Raw genomic sequence first — 20,038 nt, 5'->3', positions numbered from 1 at the left:
TCGTTACCGCGACCTCTCCCGTTGGGCCCCGGCCTTCGCCGGGGTGGAGGCAAGGGCGGTAAGCGTGCCCACGGGCAGCCCACCCCCTTGTTCTCCCGCGAAGGCGGGAGCCCAGTCTGGGTCCCCGCCTTCGCGGGGAAACAACATCGCAACGGTCCGGGGTAAGATCCAACTTAAGTCGTCGGGGGGCGCAAGAATGCAGATCAAGCGCCTCCGCATCACCGGCTTCAAGAGCTTCGTCGACCCAGCCGATCTCCGCATAGAACCCGGTCTCACCGGCGTCGTCGGCCCGAACGGCTGCGGTAAATCCAACCTCCTCGAAGCGCTCCGCTGGACGATGGGCGAGGCGAGCGCGAAATCCCTGCGCGGCGCCGGCATGGAGGACGTGATCTTCGCCGGCACCGCGACCCGCCCCCCGCGCGACTTCGCCGAAGTCTCGATCCTCGCCGAAATTGCGGGCGACGAACGCGAGATCGTCCGCCGGATCGAACGCGGCGCCGGCTCCGCCTACCGGATCGACGGCCGCGACGTCCGCGCGAAAGACGTCGGCCTGCTCTTCGCAGACGCCGCTACCGGCGCGCACTCCCCCGCACTGGTCAGCCAAGGCAAGATCGGCGCGGTCATCGCCGCCAAACCCGCAGACCGCCGCGCGATGCTCGAGGAAGCCGCCGGGATCGCCGGTCTCCACGTCCGGCGGAAAGACGCCGAGGGGAAACTCCGCGCCACCGAGGCCAATCTCGCCAAGCTCGACGAGATCATCTCCGACCAGGATGCGCGCGCCGCGGCACTGAAACGCCAGGCCCGCGCCGCCGAACGCTATCGCCTCATCTCCGCGCAGATCCGCGTCGCCGAAGCGCGCACAGTGTTCGCCCGATGGCGCGAAGCCGCCACCGCAGCGGATGCCACCAAGGTCGAAGCCACCGCCGCCGAAACCCGCGTCCGCGCGACCACCGAAGCCGAACGCGCAGCCGCCGCAGACCAACACCGTGCGATCGAAGCCGTCGCCACCGCCCGCACCGCAGCGCTCGCCGCGCGCGACCTGGTCGGCGACCTCGCCCACCGCCTCGCCGCGCTCAAAACCGAAAAGGCCAGCGTCGAGCGGAGGATCGCCGACCTGACCGACGCCCGCACCCGGATCGCCGACGACCGCGCCCGCGAAGGATCGCTCGCCAGCGACGCCGCGGCCGCGCTCGCCCGCCTCGCCGACGAGGCCAGGGCGCTCGACACCGCGATCGCCGACGCCACCGCCGCAATCCCCGATCTCGACGCAGCCCTCGCCGAAACCGAACGCAGCGTCCGCGACGCAGAAGTCTCCCTCGCCCAGGCGCTCGCCACGCAAGCCCGCGACGCCGCCGAGGTCCGCGTCGCCAGCGCCGCGCTCGCCGCCGCCCGCACCCGCGCCGACCGCGCCAACCGCGATGCCGCGCAGATCGCCGCCGCCCTCCTCGCCCTCGGCGACCCCGCGCCGCTAGCCGCAGAGCGCGAAACCGCCGCCGAAACCCGACGCGCCGCGACCGCTGCAGCAGAATCCGCCCGCAAAGCCATCACCCAGGCAGACACCGACGAAGCCACCGCGACCAGCGCGCGAGATGCCGCCGAAACCACCCGCGCCACCGCCCGCGCAGACCTCGCCGCAATCGATAGCGAAGTGACGGCGCTTACCAAGGCAACGCAGCGCAGCGGCCGCGACCGGCTGCTCGACCATGTCTCCGCCAACACCGGCTACGAACGCGCGCTAGCCGCAGCACTCGGCGACGACCTCGACACCGGCCTCGACGCATGGGCGGGCGCCAAGCCCCGCGAAGACGACCCCGCCGCACCCGCCGACGCAGAACCGCTGGCAGAGCATGTCGACGCGCCCCCCGCTCTCGCCCGCAGGCTCGCGCAGGTCTTCGTCGTCGACACCGACGGCCAGCAACACCTCGCCGTCGGCCAGCGCATTGTTACCCGGCACGGCCAACTCCGCCGCTGGGACGGTTTCACCGCAACCGGCACCGGCGCAGCCGCCGCCGAACGCCTCGTCCGCCGCAACCGCCTCGCCGCGCTCCAGGCCGCCCGCCCCGCCGCGGCCAAGGCGCTGGACGAGGCCGAACGAACCCGCGCCGCGATCGACGAGCGAATCGCCCAGGCTAGAGGCCAGTCGCAAACCGCCCGCGCCGCCCTGCAACGCGCCGAAACCGCCGCGCGCGACGCGATCCGCCAGGAAGACCGCGCCGCCGCCGCGCTCGAACGCCTCGCAACCCAGCGCGCAGACCTCGACGTTCGCGCGCACCGCATCGCCGACGACGTCGCCGACGCCCACGCCGACCTTACCCGCGCCGAAGCCGCGATGGCCGCCGTCCCCGACGGCATCGCCAACGCGCGTCAGGTCGCCGCGCTTCAATACGACGCCGAGCGCGCCCGCGCCGCCGTCGCGCAGGCCCGCGCCGATCGCACCACGCTCGACCGCAGCATCGCCACCCACCGCGAACGCCTGTCCGCCGCGCAAGCCGACACCCGAAGCTGGCGCGCGCGTGCCGGTGAAGCCGCCAAACGCATCGCCGCCATGGACACGCGCGAAACCACGCTCGCCACCGACCTCGCCGCGATCGCCGCTCGCCCCGCCGCCCTCGACGCAGAGATCGAGACGCTCGACGCCGAACACCAAGACGCGCGCACAACCGCCGACGCGCTCCTCGCCACCGAACGCACCGCGGAAACCGCCGCCCGCACCGCCGACAACGCCCACCGCGCCGCCACCGAAGCGCTCGCCGTCGCCCGCGAAGCCCGCGCCGGCGCGATCGCCCGCGTCGAGAACCACGAAGCGCGCCGCCTCGATCTCGGCCGCCTCTCGGGCGAGCGCTTCCAATGCCCCGCCCCCGTCCTCCCCGAACGCCTCGGCTTCGCGGTCGCCGACGTCCGCGCGCCAACCGAAGAGTCCGCCACGCACGACCGCCTCACCACCGATCGCGAGCGGATCGGCCCGGTCAACCTCGTCGCCGAAATCGAACTCGCCGAACTGGAAGACTCCGCACTGGGCAACGCGGTGGAGCGCGACGAACTCGGCCAAGCCGTCAACCGCCTGCGCGGCTCGATCGGCACGCTGAACCGCGAAGGTCGCCAGCGCCTGCTCGCCGCGTTCGAGGCGGTCAACGGCCATTTCCAGCGCCTCTTCACCACGCTGTTCGACGGCGGCGCCGCGCACTTGGAACTGATAGACTCCGACGATCCGCTCGAAGCAGGACTCGAGATCATGGCACAACCGCCCGGCAAACGCCTCCAGTCGCTCACCCTCCTGTCGGGCGGCGAGCAGGCGCTGACCGCGGTCGCGCTGATCTTCGGTCTGTTCCTCACCAATCCCGCGCCGATCTGCGTCCTCGACGAGGTCGACGCGCCGCTCGACGACGCCAATATCGAGCGCTTCTGCGACCTGCTCGACCGGATGTCGCGCGACACCGACACGCGCTACCTCGTCGTCACGCACAATGCCGTCACGATGAGCCGCATGCACCGCCTGTTCGGCGTGACGATGATCGAACGCGGTGTCAGCCGCCTCGTCTCGGTCGACCTGCAAGCCGCGACCGGACTGATCGCCAAGGGTTGATCTTTGGGGTAGGCTGGCCAGAATATTCCCTTATCTTTCGAGGATCAAAGACCATGGCCGTCAAGGTAGTTGCGTTGGTTACCGTCAAGCCCGGGCAGGACGAGGCGTTCGTCGCCGCCGCGAAGACCTGCGTCGCGGCATCGCGCGCCGAGCCCGGCGTACTACACTACGAGCTGTGGCAGGAAGGCGAAGGCGAGCGCCGCTTCGTATTCAACGAACTGTATGCAGATGACGCTGCAGTCCAGCAGCACATGGCGTCCGATCATTTCAAGGCATTCGGCCTCGCCGCACGCGACCTCGCCGCTGCTCGCCCGACGATCATCGTGACGCATCCGGTCGATATCGGCTGATCCCTGCCCCGTTGTCGTATGGACGACGACGGGTCCGTATCACGCGGCAAATCGCCGGCGCCCTGCTTCGACGTCGCGTGTGCCGCGACGTGCGCGGCGCGACGCCGCGTTTCGCAGGACACGCTCGAAATGCTCGATCTGGTCGTTGCCGGGGACGACGGGTCGGCCGACGAGATAGCCCTGCACGGCATCGCAGCCGATCATCCGCAACAGGTCCAGCTGGTCCCTGGTTTCCACGCCCTCGGCATGGGTCAGCACGCCGAGTTCCTTGCCGACGCCGACGATGCCACGCAGCACCGCCATCGACCGCGGATCGTATCCTGCCCGCACCACGAAGCTCCGATCGATCTTGATCCGGTCGAACTGGAAATCGCGCAGATGCGATAGTGACGACTGGCCGGTGCCGAAATCGTCGAGCGCCACCTTCACGCCGATCCTGCGGATTCGGTCTATGGTCGCCGCCGTCCGGTCCGCATCGTCGATCAGCGCCGTCTCGGTGATCTCGATTTCGATCCGCTCGGCCGCGACACCGTGGACGAAGATCGCCTGGGTCAGATGATGCTCCAGCGCGTTCGACTTGAGCTGCGCCGCGGACACATTGATCGCGACGTTCAGGTGCGACGACCAGCCGGACAGCTGTCGGCAGGCGTCCATGATCACCCACCGGCCGATCTCCTCGATCAGCCCGCAATCCTCCGCGATCGGGATGAAAATAGCCGGCGGTATCCACCCCTTTGTCGGATGGTTCCACCGGATGAGCGCCTCATACCCCGTGGTGATACCGGAGGAGAGCTGCACCACCGGCTGGAACGCGAGCACGAAATCAGCGGTATGGACGGCTTCATGCAGGTCGTCGACGATCTGCTGGCGTTCCGCGAGGCGCTCGGCCAGTCCCGGGACATAGGGTTGCGCCCGCCGTCGCCCGAGCCGCTTCGCCTCGTACAACGCCATGTCCGCGCGCTTCATCAGATCCTCGGGCGATAGATCGCCGGCGAATCCCGCGATGCCGATGCTGCAGCTCGGGAGCAGCCGGCGTCCCTCGATGACTACGGGTGCGCTCAACCGCACGACGATCGCGTCCGCCAGCGCGGTCGCCGCATCGCCGATCTCACAGGACAGAAGCGCGATCTCGTCCCCGCCCATCCGCGCGATCACGCTCCCGGCCGGCAACAGCGCGGTGAGTTCGGTCGCAATGTGCACGAGCAGCTTGTCGCCGACGCCGTGCCCGAACGCGTCGTTGATCCGCTTGAACTCGTCGAGATCGATCAACAACAGCGAGAACGGAAAGCCCAGTTCGATCCGTACCTCTTTCTGCTCGCGCAACGCGCGACGGTTACCGAGCCCTGTCAGCGAATCGTGATAGGCAAGATGCTTCAAATTGCTGAGCGCAGTCCGCTCCGCGCTGATATCGGTGAAAGTCAGGACGATGCCTTGCCCTACCACCGGCCGACACTGCATGTGATAGGTCCGCCCGTCCTCCATCTCGCATTCGCGATCAAAGCCCGTATCGGCATCGATCCACTGCTTCATCGCTCCACCGACGACTGCGCGCTTCTCTGCGGTCCAGGCACGATATCGGGCGATCGCATCGAGGAAGTCGTCGATCGTCAGACCGGACTCGATCGCCTCGGCCGGGGTATCGAACAGATCGAGAAACCGCATGTTGAAGTGGCGAAGACGTCCGCCATTGTCGATGAAAACCAGCCCGTCGGTCATGCTTTCCAGCACGGCGCGCAGTGCTCTCGCTTCGTGCTCGCGCGCGGCCTTCACGCGCGTGAACGTCAGCAGGCTGCCGAGACAGGTCGCGGATACGGCCAGCGCAATGCAGGCGGCGAATAATCCCTGCGACATGATCCCCGTTCGCCCCTCGTCGATGCTCGCGACGACCACATCACCCGCCAGTGACACGAAATGCGTCGCGCATACCGCCATGGCGAAGAGCAGCGCCCCGGCAGGACGCGACCGCGACCACCGCTCGTTGCGCTGCCATGACACCATCACCACCGTGCCAAGGACTATCCCGGCAATGTTGGTGGGCCAGGAAAAGAAATGCGCGCAGTCGAGCATTCCAGTGATGCCAACAGCGTGCATGCACCAGATCCCCGCACCTGCCGCGGCGGCGGCGATGCAGCGTGCCCGCCGCGTTCGCGCCCGGGTGACCGCCACCATCGGCAGGCCAACCGCGACGACGCCGACGATCGCGGAAAGGACGGTCATCCATGCATCGTAGCGAAGCAGAAGATCCGGGCGATATGCGAGGATGGCAATGAAATGCGTCGTCCAGACGCCCAGTCCGGCAGCGAGCGCCAGCGCGCACCCCCGCCATCCGGTCCGCTCTCCCTCGAAAGCATCCCCCAGATCGACCGCAAGCAACGCAACCGACCACCCCGCTGTCAGGCAGATTCCGATGGCGACCGCGATCAGGAAGCCCGAGTGCTGGAAATGGAGATTGAAGAGAATAGGCAAGGCGTTCGCTTCGACAGTTTTTTATGCCCTGCCATGCAGACATTAACGAAGTTTCTCCCTTGTTGCAGCGCAGCAGGCAATCGTTTGCAACGAGTGACGCGGTAATGCGCCTCCGAGTATGACAGGTCTGGCATATCGCATTGATATTGCCGCCTTCGCGCCACACATGCCTGCTGCCGGTCGAGCTGGGAAACGAACGGCTTTCGGCATGGGCACGACCGCGGGGTATCGTAGATGCGTGATGATCGAACCCTTCTCGCGGTGCACGGGCTCGGCAAGTCGGTGCCCGGGCCGCGACTGCTGTTCCAACGGCTCGAACTCGACGTCCGCGCAGGCGAACTTGTCGCGATCATCGGTGAGTCGGGAGTCGGCAAATCGACGTTGCTCAACATTCTCGCCGGGCTCGACGACGCGGACTCGGGAAGCGTCGCGATCGACGGAACGGTACTGGCGACGCTCGACGAGACCGCGCGAACCCGGCTGCGGCGCGAACGGATCGGCTTCGTGTTCCAGGCCTTCCACATTCTGCCCTATCTGACACTGCAGCAAAATGTCGCGTTGCCGCTGACGCTGGTGTCGCCCGACGCCGCCGCGGCGATCGCCCGCGCCGACGCGATGCTCGACGCCGTCGGGCTCGGTGGACGCGGCGAAGGCTATGCCCGCGACCTGTCGGGGGGTGAGTTGCAGCGCGTCGCGATCGCCCGCGCGCTCGTCCACCGTCCCGCACTGATCCTGGCGGACGAGCCGACCGGCAATCTCGATCCCGAAACCGCGGCGCGCGTGTTGTCGCTGTTCGCCGACGCCGTACGCGACAACAAGGCGGCAGGCGTGATGGTGACGCATTCGGATGCCAGCGCGGCGATCGCCGACCGGGTGCTGACACTGGGACGCGACGGACTGGTGGAGCGCCGTGCCCGCTGAAACTTACCCTGCTGAGCCCCGGCTCTGGTCGGCGCGGGTCGCGCTACGCTGGCTGATCGCCGGCGAATGGCGGTTTCACCCCGCCCGCTTCGTCATGACCGCGGTGGCGATCGCGGTCGGCGTCGCGCTCGGGTTCGCGGTTCATCTCGTCAACGGATCCGCGCTCGCGTCTTTCGATGGGGCGATGCGCGGCGTCAGCGGCGCGGCCGAACTGTCGGTGCGCGCGACCAGCCCGCTTGGCTTTGACGAACGCCTCTACCCGCGGGTCGCACACGCAGACGGTGTCGCCGACATCAGCCCCGTCCTCCGCCTCGACGCACGGATCGGCACGAAGCGCCTGACGCTGCTCGGTGTCGACGTCGTGCGCGCCGCCGTGGTCACGCCCTCGCTGATCGGAGCGCGACCGCAAGGCGCCGACACCGGCAACGACGCGGTGTTCGACGAAGACACGCTGTTCCTGTCGCGCGCCGCGCTCACCCAGGTCGGCGCGACGATCGGCAGCCGGGTGACCGTCGTCGCCAATGGGCGATCGGTGTCGCTCCGAGTCGCCGGCAGCCTGCCGGCAACCGATGCCGCCGTCGCGGTCGGCGTGATGGACATCGCAGCGGCGCAGTGGCGTTTCGGTCGGCTCGGCCGGATCGATCGGCTCGACCTGGCGCTGTCGGACCGGCCTGCGGCGGAGACGGCGTTGCGGCCAATCCTCCCGGCTGACGCGATCCTGTCGACCGCCGAGACGCAGAACGCACAAGGCGACTCGCTCTCGCGCGCCTACCGGGTCAACCTCGACATGCTGGCGCTGGTCGCGCTGCTGACCGGCGGCTTTCTCGTCTATTCGGCGCAATCGCTATCGGTGGTCCGCCGGCAGCGCGCCTTCGCCTTGCTTCGGACGCTGGGCATGCCCCGGGGCGGCATCGTTGCGGCGGTGGTCGTCGAGGGTCTCGCAATCGGGCTCGTCGGCGCGTCCGCGGGCCTGATCATCGGCTATGCGCTCGCCTGGAGCGCGCTGCATTGGTTCGGCGGCGATCTGGGCGCCGGGTATTTTGGCGGCGCCACGACGCATGTCGTGATCCAGCCCGTTGCGGCATTCGGCTTCTTCTCGCTCGGCCTGCTGGCGTCGATCCTGGGGAGCGCACTGCCCGCACGCGTGGCAGCACGCGCGGCGCCGGCCGCCGCGCTGAAGAATGCGGGCGACGTGCTCGATCCGCGACGACGCGTGGCATGGTGGCCTGCGGTCGCGTTGCTTGCGGCGGGCGGCGCGGCGGCGTTGCTGCCCGCGGTGGGTGGCCTGCCGCTGTTCGGCTTTGCCGGCATGGCGCTGATGCTTGCGGGCGGGGTTGCGGGCGTACCGTGGTTCGCGCGAACGCTGCTCACTCCGCTCGCGAGACGGACGGGAGGCAGCGTGCCGAAGCTGCTGGCGATCCGCCATCTTCATGGTGCGCCCGGCGAGGCCGCCACCGCGCTGTGCGGGATCGTCGCGTCCACCGCGCTGATGATCGCGATGGCGACGATGGTGACCAGCTTCCGTGGCGCGGTCGACGAGTGGTTGAACCAGGTGCTCGGCGCCGACCTGTATCTCCGCACGACCGCGGGCGCGACGTTCGACCCCGCCACGCGGACGCGACTGGCGACCACGCCGGGGATCGAGCGGCTTGCCTTCAGCCGCCAGATCCCGCTGACGATCGCCCCCGATCGCCCACCGGTGAGCCTGATCGCACGGCCTGAACGGGGCGGCCGCGATCCGTTGCTTGTGCTGATCGAGACCGCGCCGCCTCCCGCCGCGAACACGCCGACTTCGCTGACGCTGCCGATATGGGTCTCCGAACCGGCGCAACGGCTATACGGCTGGAACCCCGGCGACCACATCACGCTGCCGATCGCCGGACGTACGCCGTTCATGGTCGCGGGCGTGTGGCGCGATTACGGACGACAGGCCGGGGCAGTGCTGATCGACGAAGGCGATTACCAGCGGCTTACCGGCGACGACACGCGCGACGAGATTTCGGCGATGATCGCGCCCGGCCGGGATGCCGCGCAGATCGCACGCACGATGACCGCAAAGCTGCCACCGGCACTACGCGATCAGGTCGAAGTGAGCCAGCCGGCGACGCTCCGACGGCTTGCGCTGACGATCTTCGATCGCAGTTTCGCGGTGACGTACCTGCTGGAGGCGGTCGCAATCCTCGTCGGGCTTGCCGGAGTCGCGGCGACGATGTCCGCACAGACGATCGCGCGCGAACGCGAGTTCGGAATGTTGCGGCATCTTGGGCTGACGCGGCGGCAGTTGACGACGATGCTGGCAACCGAAGGGGCGATCGTCGGGCTGACCGGGGCACTCGCCGGGATCGGGCTCGGGTTGCTGCTGTCGCAGGTGCTGATCCACGTGATCAACCCGCAGTCGTTCAACTGGACGATGACCACGCGGGTGCCGATCGGGACTTTGCTCGGCGTGGCGGCGGCGTTGACCGGCGCCGCGGCGGCGACCGCGGTCCTCGCCGGGCGGCGCGCTACCGCGAAGAGCGCGGTGCAATCGGTGCGGGAGGATTGGTGATGGCACGTTCCTGGATCCCCCTCGGCTGGATCATCGCAGCGCTTGCGGCGATCGCACCTGCCGCTACCCCGACCGTCACGTATCCTGCGGTCGCGCCTGGCATCACGCTGCGCTTCCCCGCCGATCACGGTGCACATCCGGCGTTTCGCACCGAGTGGTGGTATTTCACCGGGTGGTTGCGCACCGCGGATGGCAAGGATCTCGGCTTCCAGGTGACGTTCTTTCGCACCCGCCCGCCGGTCGATCCGCGCAACCCGAGCCGGTTCGCCGCCAGGCAGGTGCTGTTCGCACATGCGGCGTTGTCCGATCCCGCTACCGGGAAACTGTCGCATAGCGAGCGGGCCGCGCGCGCCGGCTTCGGACTGGCCGAGGCCCAGACGGGCGACGCGAACGTGTCGATCCGCGACTGGCGGTTACGGCGCGCGGGCGACGGCCGCTGGGCGACGCGCGTGACGGCACAGGATTTCGGGCTCGACCTGTCGTTCCAGCCGACGCAGCCGTCGCTTCCCCAAGGACGCGGTGGCTATAGTCGCAAGGGGCCTCGTCCCGCCGAGGCCAGCTATTACTACTCGGTGCCGCATCTGCGCGTGACGGGACAGGTGACGCGCTCGGGCAAGACTGTCCCGGTGACCGGCGAGGCGTGGCTCGATCGCGAATGGTCGTCCGACTATCTGGCGCCCGCCGCACAGGGCTGGGACTGGACCGGGCTGAACTTCGACGATGGTTCGGCGCTGATGGCGTTCCGGATCCGGCGCAAGGGCGGTGGCACGGTATGGGCGGGCGGGTCGCTGCGGCGTCCCGATGGCAGCATCACGGTGTTCGCGCCGGGCGACGTCGCCTTCCGCACGCTGGCGACGTGGCGGAGCAAGGCGACCGGCGCGGTATATCCGGTGTCGCAGGAGTTGAGCGTTCGGGCGGAGGGCCGCGTCCAGCGTTGGCGGCTGGTGCCGATGTTCGCCGCGCAGGAACTCGATACCCGGCGCAGCGGAATGCCCGTCTATTGGGAGGGAGCGGTACGGACGCGGGGTGGGCGTGGATATCTCGAACTCACCGGCTACGACCGCGCGCTCAGGATGTAGCGCTGCGACGCCAGAGCCAGCCGAGCAGGCGACCCGCAAGCGCCGGCAGGCCGGGACGGAACAACAGCCAGTCGCGGATCGGTGCGTCTGCCGTCGCGCCGATGACCTGCTTGTAGCCGCTGTCGCCGGCACCCCAGTCAACCCGACGAATACCGCGGCCCTGCGCCGCAACCAGGTTGCGCCAGTAAAGAAGTTTGCCCGGCGAATGTCTGCCAAAGCGCGGGTCGTAGCTGTTGGCGATCGCGTACAGCAGTTCGCCGGTGTCGATATCGAACGAAAAGGCAGCAGGCGCGCCATCGACGGTCAGCAGCGCGGCACGGAACATTCCGGCCAGTGCCGGGTCGGCGACAGCGGCCTGCCAGAAGGCGAGATGGCCGTCGTCGGTGAACTTCATGCCGGTGCGGTCGGTGGCGTGCGCGATCCAGCTGGTCTGCTCAACCGCGCCGAGACCGGCAAAGGCGGCGGGCCAGTCCGCGCCTGCCAGGAAGTGCCAGCCTGGTTCGCCATGCTCGGCAAGATGCTTCTCGTGGAAACGGTTCTTCCGCAGCGTCGAATTGCGCGGCCAGGGCTGGCCTTCTCTGGACAGTGGCAGGTCGAGCGACCAGCTGTCGCCGATCGCACGATCGATCGCGGTCCAGCCTTGCGCGCGGGCGGCGGCGATCAACGCGGTAGCGGCGGGATCGGTGTCGTACACCGGACCTATCCTCAGGCCGGTGACGTGACTGGCGAGCGTCGCCAGCGCGGTCTTCAGCGCCGCGTCGCCCGCTTCGAGTGCGAGGCCGAAGCTGCGGAACGGCCAGTAGCAACCAGGAACAGCGGCGATCCGGAGAAGGCGAGGACCGATCGGGACGAACGGCAGCGTCAGGACCGGCGCGTCGTCTTGGGTCACGACCAGCGTTCGGGCTTGTCCGCCATACGCCGCGAGCGCGGCGGCGTACCAGCCGAAGCGAAGAAAGCGGTGGCTCTGCGGCCCCCGCTCCGCGACGGTATCGATCGCCGCGGAAAGCCCCGCGACCACGTCGCCTCGGACGTTGGGGGGAAGCCGGACGAAGTCGGTCAGGAGCATCGGCTTGGACATTGCCCGCTAGATACCGCGCAGAAGGTTACGATTGCATGCTCTTTTACAATCGCCCCCTTTTGCAATCGGGTATTCCCCATCATGGTAGGATCATGCCGATCATCCCCGCCATCTCGACCATCGCCCAGACGATCCAGCTCTCGCTGGCCCCGGTCTTCATGCTCGCGGGCATCGGCCAGTTGCTCAACGTGCTGGCGGGACGCCTGTCGCGTGTCATCGACCGAGCGCGAAAATTGGAGCAGTTGCACCCCAATTTCTCGGCGGCCGATCGGACTCGCTACGGCTGGGAGTTGCGGTTGCTCGACCGGCGGATGACGATCATCAACGCGGCGCTGTTCCTAGCGGTGTCGAGTGCGATCATGACCTGTGTGCTGATCGCGCTGCTGTTCATCGCCGAGCTTGCCAAGCTACATTTCGGTACGGCGGTCGCCTTGTGCTTCATCCTGGCGATGATCCTGCTGATCGCAGCGCTGGTCTCGTTCATTTTCGAGGTCAGGATGTCGTTGCGCGCGTTCCGCATCAGACCGGAATTGCTGAAGGACCTGTCGTGATCGAGAAACGCGTGTTGCAGGCGGTCGTCGCGGTCGCATGCCTGTTGCCACTGATCGTAGGCGGACAGGGTGTGTTGCATGGCCCTGCGCCTTTCGGTCATCTGAGTGACGTGCCGCGCGATCTGGATAGCCATTTTCGCTATATCTCGGGGATCTTTTTCGCGACCGGGCTGGGCTTTCTAAGCTGTATTCCGGATATCGAGAGGAAGGGACCGCGGTTCCGGCTGCTCGGCGGGTTGATCGTCGTTGGCGGGCTTTCGCGCGGGATTTCGCTGCTGGCGGTTGGGGTGCCGTCGCAGGGACATGTGCTCGGGCTGGTGATGGAGACGGTGGTCGTGCCGTTGCTGATGCTGTGGCAGTGGAGTTTTGCCAAGCGGGCGGCGCGCGCCTGACGATCCTCCCCCGCGCGGGGGGTGACTGGCGCTTGCCAGACGGAGGGGGCGGATACGAAACAGCAGTTCTCCGTATCCTCCCCCTCCGTCACCTGCAGTGCCCCCCTCCCTGGCGGGGGAGGATCGTCAGGTCAGCGCGCAGCCTCCATACCGGGTCCTACGGCGGCGGTTGGCAGATACCGTGGCGCCACGCGGGCCTCCGCGGTTTGCTCATAGGCATACCCGGCGCCGAGCACTTCCGCATCGCCATACGCGGTCGCGATGAACGACAGGCCGACCGGCAGGCCACGAACCAGCCCCATCGGCACGGTGAGGTTCGGGTAGCCCGCGATCGCCGGCAGCCCGCTCGAACTCGGCCCGCCATATTGATCGCCGTACACAGGCTCGCTCAGCCACGCGGGGCCGTAGGTCGGCTCGACCAGTACGGTAGCGCCCGCCGCCTTGAGCATCGCGTCGATCCCCCCCGCGCCCGCCAGCCGCAGCGATTTCGCTCGTGCCACCTTGTAGGCCAGGTCGCCCAGACCCTTGGTCTTCGCCGCAGCCTCGAACGTCTCCTGCGCGAAGAAGGGCATTTCTGTCGCCGCGTTGGCCGTGTTGAACGCGATGACCTGATCTAGCGTCCGCGTGCTGACCGCCCCCGGCGTGGTGGCGAGATAGGTGTCCAAGTCAGCCTTCAATTCGGTCTGGAGAACGAGCAGTTCGGCCTCGCCAAGCCCTTCCAGCTTGGGCTGCTTCACCTCGACCAGCACCGCGCCCGCGGCCTTCAGTACGTCGAGCGCCGTCTGGTATTTCGCGGCAAGGTCGGCGGTCATCTCAGGCCGAATCACGCCGACGCGCAGGCCCGACAGCGCGCTGGTCGACAGCCCGGCCGCATAGTCGCGCTTGTAAGCCCCTGCCCCCGCGGTCGCGGCATCGGCAGGATCGGCCGCGATCATCGCCGAGAACAGCGTCGCGACATCGCGGACGCTGCGCGCCATGGGCCCCGGCGTATCCTGGCTGTGGCTGATCGGCACGACATGCGTGCGGCTCACGAGGCCCAACGTCGGCTTCAACCCGACCAGTCCGTTGAGCGACGACGGACACACCACCGAGCCGTCGGTCTCCGTCCCGATCGCCGCCGCCGCGAAGCTCGCCGCGATCGCTGCGCCCGAGCCGCTCGACGATCCGCACGCGGTACGGTCGAGCGCATAGGGGTTCTTGACTAGGCCACCAACCGCGCTCCAGCCGCTCATCGACCGGGTCGAGCGGATGTTCGCCCATTCGCTGAGGTTGGTCTTCCCGAGGATCACCGCGCCCGCAGCGCGGAGTTGCGCCACGACGGGTGCGTCCCGACGCGTGAGATTATCCTTCAGCGCGAGGCTGCCCGCAGTGGTCGGCATCGCATCCGCGGTCTCGACATTGTCCTTGATCAGCACCGGCACGCCGTGGAGCGGACCACGGACGCGCCCCGCCTTGCGTTCGGCATCGAGCGCCTTGGCCTGCGCCAGCGCGTCGGGGTTGAGCGCGATGACGGCACGGAGAGTCGGCCCCTTACGATCCATCGCCGCGATCCGCGCGAGATAGGCGCGGACGAGATCGACGCTGCTTGCTTTACCCGCGGTCATCGCCGCCTGGAGCTGGTCGATCGACTGTTCCTCGACCGCGACCGTCTTTGCGCTCGCGACGGCTGGAACGGCGGTTGCGAGCAATAGCCCGATGATAACCTTACGCATTTTCTGAATCCCCTTTGTCGGGAAGCTATCGGGGTTGCGCTCCCGCGCCAAGCGGTCTGAACGATGCGCGAGACGATGCGTTACGGATCAGCAACGGATAGGGGAATGGCGTGCGTCTGGTGTTGAAGATCGTCGGGGGCGTCGTGCTGCTGGCGATCGTGGTCGTCGCCTTGGCGGTGACGATCGTGCCGCGCTTCCTCGACCGCATCTATTACCGCGGACCGGCGACCGGCCATTTCGATGGTGCGCACTTCGCCAACCCCGACAACGACGCCGACACGCAGCAGATCCAGCCCGCAGGCGGTGGTCGCGCGAGCTTCTTCTGGCGCTATTTCACCGGCAGCGATGGCCGCCCCGCGTGGCCGAAGACGGTCGCGGTGAACCGCGTCGCGCCGCCCGCCCGCGTTGAGGGCGAGCGGATGGTCGTGACCTGGGTCGGTCATGCCAGCGTGCTGATCCAGACGCAGGGGCTGAACATCCTCACCGATCCGGTCTGGGCGGAGAAGGCCGGGCCGCTGGGCACGGGCCCGCGTCGTGTCGCCGAGCCGGGGATCGCGTTCGATGCGCTGCCCAGGATCGACCTCGTGTTGGTCAGCCACAATCACTACGATCATCTCGACAAGGCGACGCTGAAGCGGCTGTGGGAGCGAGATCGGCCGCGGATCGTCACGAGCTTGGGCAACGACAGCGTGATCGGCCAGACCGGCGCGCAGGCGACCGCGCTCGACTGGGGTCAGCGGGTGGCGATCAGGCCCGGCGTCGCGGTCACCGTGACGCGCAACCATCATTGGGGCAGCCGCTGGTTCACCGATCGCAACCGCGCTTTGTGGTCGAGCTTCGTCGTCACGCTGCCGGGCGGGAATGTGTTCTTTGCGGGCGATACCGGGATGGGCGACGGCCAATGGCCGCGCGAAGCGGCAACGTTGGGACCGATCCGGCTGGCGCTGATCCCGATTGGAGCCTTCCGGTTCGTCGATGGGCAGATGGAGTCGGGCAGCCATATCGGACCGGTCGATGCGGTCGAGGTCTATCGCCGACTGGGCGCGGCGCACGCGATCCCGATCCACTGGGGTACGTTCCGGCTGTCGTTCGAAGGGTATGATACGCCGCCGAAACTACTGGCGGCGGCGATGCGGTGTACGGGGCAGACTGGGTTCGCGCCGGTGGCGATTGGGCGGCCGGTGGCGGTTGCGGGGTATGTAAAGCCGGTGACGGTAACGCCGATGGCTCGGGCGGCCTTGTTGCAGTGTCTCGATACGCCGCAGGTTCGCGCACTCCGTTAATTCTTCCGTCACCCCGGAGTTGTTCGGCGCGTATCCCCTGCGACCAAGTAAGCCTGTTTCCCCGCGAAGGCGGGGACCCAGACTGGGCTCCCGCCTTCGCGGGAGAACAACGAGAAAGAAGAGTAACGCCGGCCTCCCATCCGACCACCCCGGCGAAGGCCGGGGCCCAGTTGGAAAGGTCGCAGTAACGGAAGACCGCGTTAAGTTAGCGACGTTACCCAACTGGGCCCCGGCCTTCGCCGGGGAGGTGTACCCGCTCGGACGCGATAGGCGCCGAACACAGCCCGCACCTCACCCCATCTTGAACACGCAAAGCTTGTTGCCGTCCGGATCGCGGAAATACGCGCCGTAGAAGCCCATTTCCTCGGGTCCACGCGTGCCGGCGGCGCCTTCGTCCGCGCCGCCGAGTTCGATCGCCTTGGCGTAGACCTGGTCGACCTGCTCGCGCGAATCCGCCGCTAGCGCGACCATCGTGCCGTTGCCCGCGGTCGCGGCCGCGCCGTCATAGGGCTTGCCGATCACCAGCATCGGCTTGTCGGGGCCCGCGCCGTAGAAGGTCAACTGGCGGGCGTCGGGCATCTGCATGAGGCGCTTGCCGCCGACCGTCGCGAATAGCGCGTCGTAGAACGCCAGCGCCGAGTCGATGTCGTTGGTGCCGAGCGTCGCGTAACCGATCATGGGTCTCTCCTCTTATGAATAAGGAGCGATATCGGCGGGTTACGCGGGGGACGCAACTAGCTGTTCCCCCGCGAAGGCGGGGGAACAGGGCCGAACCCTCCCGGCATGCGACGGTGATGTAATCCCTGGGCCCCCGCCTTCGCGGGGGAACCCAAAGCTCAACGCCATCAGCCGACGAAAGCGCGCTCGATCACGAACGTACCCGGCTTCGAATTCGCGCCCTCCTCGAAGCCCTGCCCCTCGAGCATCACCGCGAACTCCTTGATCATCTCGGTCGAGCCGCACAGCATCGCGCGGTCGGTCTCGGGGTTGAGCTTCTGCTCACCGCGGACCGGGTGGCCGAACAGCGACGCATCCTCGATCAGCGCACCGATCCGCCGCGTGGTGCGGAACGGCTCGCGGGTCACGGTCGGGATGTAGTGGAACTGCGTCTGCGCCTCGTCGGCGATCAGCGGGTCCTCCGCCAGCAGCCCGGCCATCTCGTCGTGATAGGCGAGATCACTCACGCGGCGCACGCTGTGCACGACGATCACCTGCTCGTAGGCCGCATAGACGTCGGGATCGCGCATCAGGCTGAGGAACGGCGCGAGGCCGGTACCGGTCGAGAACATGAACAACCGCTTCCCCGGCAGCAGCGCGTCGAGCACCAGCGTACCCGTCGGCTTCTTGCCGAGATACACTTCGTCGCCGGGCTGGATCAGCTGGAGCTTCGAGGTCAGCGGGCCATCCTCGACCTTGATCGACAGGAACTCGAGCTCTTCCGAATAATGCGGGGACGCGATCGAATAGGCGCGCATGATCGGCTTGCCGCCTTCCTGGGGCAAACCGATCATTACGAACTCGCCCGAGCGGAAGCGGAAGGTCGAGGGCCGCTCGATCGCGAAGCTGAACAGATGTTCGTTCCAGTGACGCACCCACAGAACCTTGGCGTTGAGGAACGCGGGGGTCTCGGGGATCAGCGCGGGCGCGCGGGTTGCTTCGACGGTCGGGGCGGTCATGCGTCTATTCCTTGGCCTGCGCGCGGGCGCTGGCGGATCGATGGCTTGCGAAACGGTCGCATTATGGGCGCGAGCCGGACGGGTCAACAACAGCTAAACTTGGCATCGCCCAAACAGGTCCCGTGGCCGTTGCCGACTCACCGTATGTTCCCCATATTCCCCCTTGATGGCCATTCAGATCCGCACCAGCCTCGCCGAGCCCGAAACCGGCGAAAGCTTCGTCCCGCACCGCCCGACCGCGCGCCCCGACAAGGTCGAGGGCGGAAAGCGGTTCAACCTCGTCAGCGAGTACGAACCCGCGGGCGACCAGCCGACCGCGATCGCCGAACTCGTCTCCGCGATCGGCGACGGCGAGAAGGATCAGGTGCTGCTCGGCGTCACCGGCTCGGGCAAGACCTTCACGATGGCCAGCGTCATCAACCGAGTCCAGCGCCCCGCGCTGATCCTCGCGCCGAACAAGATCCTGGCCGCACAGCTGTACGGTGAGATGAAGTCGTTCTTCCCCGACAACGCGGTCGAATATTTCGTCAGCTATTACGATTATTACCAGCCCGAAGCGTATGTCGCGCGGTCGGATACGTACATCGAGAAGGAATCGTCGACCAACGAGTCGATCGACCGGATGCGGCATTCCGCCACCCGCGCGCTGCTCGAACGCGACGACGTGATCATCGTCGCGTCGGTGTCGTGCCTGTACGGCATCGGCTCGGTCGAGACCTATTCGGCGATGATCTTCGACCTCAAGAAGGGCACGACGGTCGACCAGCGCGAGATCGTGCGAAAGCTCGTCGCGCTCCAGTACAAGCGCAACGACGCCGCGTTCCAGCGCGGCAATTTCCGCGTGAAGGGCGACACGCTCGAAATCTTCCCGTCGCATTACGAGGACAGCGCATGGCGCATCTCGTTCTTCGGCGACGATATCGAGGAGATCATCGAGTTCGATCCGCTGACCGGCAAGAAGGTCGCGTCGCTGAACTCGGTGCGCGTCTATGCGAACTCGCATTACGTGACGCCCGGCCCGACGCTCAAGCAGGCGGGCGAGGCGATCAAGCATGAACTGGCAGAGCGGCTGAAGGAGCTGGTGCTGGAGGGCAAGCTGCTGGAGGCGCAGCGGCTCGAACAGCGCACCAACTTCGATCTCGAGATGATCGCGGCGACCGGGTCCTGCGCGGGGATCGAGAATTACAGCCGCTTCCTGACCGGCCGCATGCCCGGCGAACCGCCACCCACTTTGTTCGAATATCTCCCCGACAACGCGCTGCTGTTCGTCGACGAGAGCCACGTTACGATCGGCCAGATCAACGGCATGTCGCGCGGCGATCACCGTCGCAAACTGACGCTCGCCGAATACGGCTTCCGTCTGCCGTCGGCGATCGACAACCGGCCGTTGCGCTTCAACGAATGGGACGCGATGCGGCCGCCGACGACCTATGTCTCGGCGACTCCCGGCAGCTGGGAGATGGAGCAAACCGGCGGCGTGTTCGCCGAACAGGTCATCCGCCCGACCGGGCTGATCGATCCGCCGGTCGAGATCAAGCCGGTCGAGGAACAGGTCCAGGACCTGATCGTCGAGGTCGGCAAGACGACGGCGCTTGGCTATCGCACGCTGGTCACGACGCTGACCAAGCGGATGGCAGAGGACCTGACCGAATACATGCACGAGGCGGGGATCAAGGTCCGCTACATGCACAGCGACGTCGAGACGCTGGAGCGCATCGAGCTGATCCGCGACCTGCGGCTCGGCGTGTACGACGTGCTGATCGGCATCAACCTGTTGCGCGAGGGGCTCGATATTCCCGAATGCGGGCTGGTCGCGATCCTCGATGCGGACAAGGAGGGCTTCCTGCGCTCCGAGACTTCGCTAATCCAGACGATCGGTCGCGCCGCGCGCAACGTCGACGGCCGCGTGATCCTGTACGCCGATCGCGTCACCGGATCGATGGAGCGCGCGATGAACGAGACCTCGCGCCGCCGCGAGAAACAGGTCGCGTACAACACCGAGCACGGCATCACCCCGACGACGATCCGCCGCAACATCGGCGATATCATCGCGCACGTCGCGAGCCAGGATCAGGTGACAATCCCGATCGACGAGGATCGCCCGCACATGGTCGGCCACAACCTGCGCGCGTATATCGAGGACCTCGAGAAGCAGATGCGCAAGGCGGCGAGCGATCTGGAGTTCGAGACCGCCGGGCGACTGCGCGACGAAATCCGCCAGTTGGAGAACGAGGAACTCGGCCTGCCGGTCGACCAGCAAAAGGCGCCGGTCATGGGGCGGTCCAACGAGGGCAAGCCCGGCACGCGCAAAACGCGTTACGGCAAGAGCCAGAAAATGCGGATGGGCGGTTCGCGATCGCGGTGATCGCGGACGTCACCGGTGCGGGCAACTTACCCGC

The 20,038-nt window shown here is 67.5% G+C and carries 14 protein-coding genes; 9 read left to right on the top strand and 5 right to left on the bottom strand.

The annotated features are described in order from the left end of the window. Positions 1-196: 196 nt before the first annotated feature. Positions 197-3,583: a chromosome segregation SMC family protein gene (locus tag BM244_RS10060; RefSeq protein ID WP_093398754.1), complete on the top strand. Its 3,387-nt coding sequence runs from the start codon at positions 197-199 to the stop codon at positions 3,581-3,583. A gap of 53 nt (positions 3,584-3,636) precedes the next feature. Then, positions 3,637-3,933 carry a putative quinol monooxygenase gene (locus BM244_RS10055; RefSeq protein ID WP_093398753.1) on the top strand — a complete coding sequence of 99 codons (297 nt, stop codon included), beginning with the start codon at positions 3,637-3,639 and terminating at the stop codon, positions 3,931-3,933. A 39-nt stretch (positions 3,934-3,972) separates the two neighbouring features. Here the strand turns inward: BM244_RS10055 and BM244_RS10050 are convergent, their stop codons facing one another. Continuing rightward, positions 3,973-6,399 (bottom strand): bifunctional diguanylate cyclase/phosphodiesterase, encoded by a 2,427-nt coding sequence (locus BM244_RS10050; RefSeq protein ID WP_093398752.1) that lies wholly within the window; start codon positions 6,397-6,399, stop codon positions 3,973-3,975. Positions 6,400-6,633: 234 nt separating this feature from the next. Here BM244_RS10050 and BM244_RS10045 point away from each other — a divergent pair, with 234 nt between their 5' ends. From BM244_RS10045 to BM244_RS10035, 3 genes are read left to right on the top strand one after another with little or no spacing between them, the layout of a single operon-like run. Then, positions 6,634-7,320 (top strand): ABC transporter ATP-binding protein, encoded by a 687-nt coding sequence (locus tag BM244_RS10045; RefSeq protein ID WP_093398751.1) that lies wholly within the window; start codon positions 6,634-6,636, stop codon positions 7,318-7,320. Further along, the gene (locus BM244_RS10040; RefSeq protein ID WP_093398750.1) at positions 7,310-9,868 is read left to right on the top strand and encodes an FtsX-like permease family protein; all 2,559 of its coding nucleotides are present in this window, start codon (positions 7,310-7,312) and stop codon (positions 9,866-9,868) included. The genes BM244_RS10045 and BM244_RS10040 overlap by 11 nt, the downstream gene beginning before the upstream one ends. Next, entirely contained in the window at positions 9,868-10,947 is a 1,080-nt protein-coding gene (locus BM244_RS10035; RefSeq protein ID WP_093398749.1) for a lipocalin-like domain-containing protein, read from the top strand. The genes BM244_RS10040 and BM244_RS10035 overlap by 1 nt, the downstream gene beginning before the upstream one ends. Here BM244_RS10035 and BM244_RS10030 read toward each other — a convergent pair. After that, positions 10,937-12,025: a GNAT family N-acetyltransferase gene (locus BM244_RS10030; protein ID WP_093398748.1), complete on the bottom strand. Its 1,089-nt coding sequence runs from the start codon at positions 12,023-12,025 to the stop codon at positions 10,937-10,939. The two genes, BM244_RS10035 and BM244_RS10030, sit on opposite strands and share 11 nt — an antisense overlap. Positions 12,026-12,117: 92 nt before the next feature. Between BM244_RS10030 and BM244_RS10025 the strand changes: the two genes are divergently transcribed. Both BM244_RS10025 and BM244_RS10020 read left to right on the top strand, forming a co-directional pair. After that, positions 12,118-12,576, top strand: a complete 459-nt coding sequence (locus BM244_RS10025; protein ID WP_093398747.1) for a DUF2721 domain-containing protein — start codon at positions 12,118-12,120, stop codon at positions 12,574-12,576. Next, a complete protein-coding gene (locus BM244_RS10020) occupies positions 12,573-12,968 on the top strand; it encodes a DUF4345 domain-containing protein (protein ID WP_093398746.1) in 396 nt (131 codons plus the stop codon). The genes BM244_RS10025 and BM244_RS10020 overlap by 4 nt, the downstream gene beginning before the upstream one ends. 131 nt (positions 12,969-13,099) lie before the next feature. Here the strand turns inward: BM244_RS10020 and BM244_RS10015 are convergent, their stop codons facing one another. Continuing rightward, on the bottom strand, positions 13,100-14,680 hold the full coding sequence (locus tag BM244_RS10015) for an amidase (protein WP_093398745.1): 1,581 nt from the start codon (positions 14,678-14,680) through the stop codon (positions 13,100-13,102). A 119-nt stretch (positions 14,681-14,799) separates the two neighbouring features. Here BM244_RS10015 and BM244_RS10010 point away from each other — a divergent pair, with 119 nt between their 5' ends. After that, positions 14,800-15,963 carry an MBL fold metallo-hydrolase gene (locus BM244_RS10010; RefSeq protein ID WP_093399088.1) on the top strand — a complete coding sequence of 388 codons (1,164 nt, stop codon included), beginning with the start codon at positions 14,800-14,802 and terminating at the stop codon, positions 15,961-15,963. A 291-nt stretch (positions 15,964-16,254) separates the two neighbouring features. On the opposite strand, the gene BM244_RS10005 is transcribed toward BM244_RS10010, so the two are convergent. Then, positions 16,255-16,641, bottom strand: coding sequence for a VOC family protein (locus tag BM244_RS10005; protein ID WP_056489810.1), 387 nt, complete (start codon positions 16,639-16,641; stop codon positions 16,255-16,257). A 167-nt stretch (positions 16,642-16,808) separates the two neighbouring features. Next, the gene (locus BM244_RS10000) at positions 16,809-17,639 is read right to left on the bottom strand and encodes a ferredoxin--NADP reductase (protein ID WP_093398744.1); all 831 of its coding nucleotides are present in this window, start codon (positions 17,637-17,639) and stop codon (positions 16,809-16,811) included. A 166-nt stretch (positions 17,640-17,805) separates the two neighbouring features. Between BM244_RS10000 and uvrB the strand changes: the two genes are divergently transcribed. Beyond that, the gene (uvrB, locus tag BM244_RS09995) at positions 17,806-20,004 is read left to right on the top strand and encodes an excinuclease ABC subunit UvrB (protein ID WP_056065553.1); all 2,199 of its coding nucleotides are present in this window, start codon (positions 17,806-17,808) and stop codon (positions 20,002-20,004) included. The last annotated feature ends 34 nt before the right edge of the window (positions 20,005-20,038 follow it).

The organism is Sphingomonas sp. OK281 (genome assembly GCF_900115295.1).
GTDB lineage: Bacteria > Pseudomonadota > Alphaproteobacteria > Sphingomonadales > Sphingomonadaceae > Sphingomonas.
The sequence above is the reverse complement of the archived record's forward strand: the minus strand, read 5'-3'. Positions and strand labels throughout refer to the sequence as shown.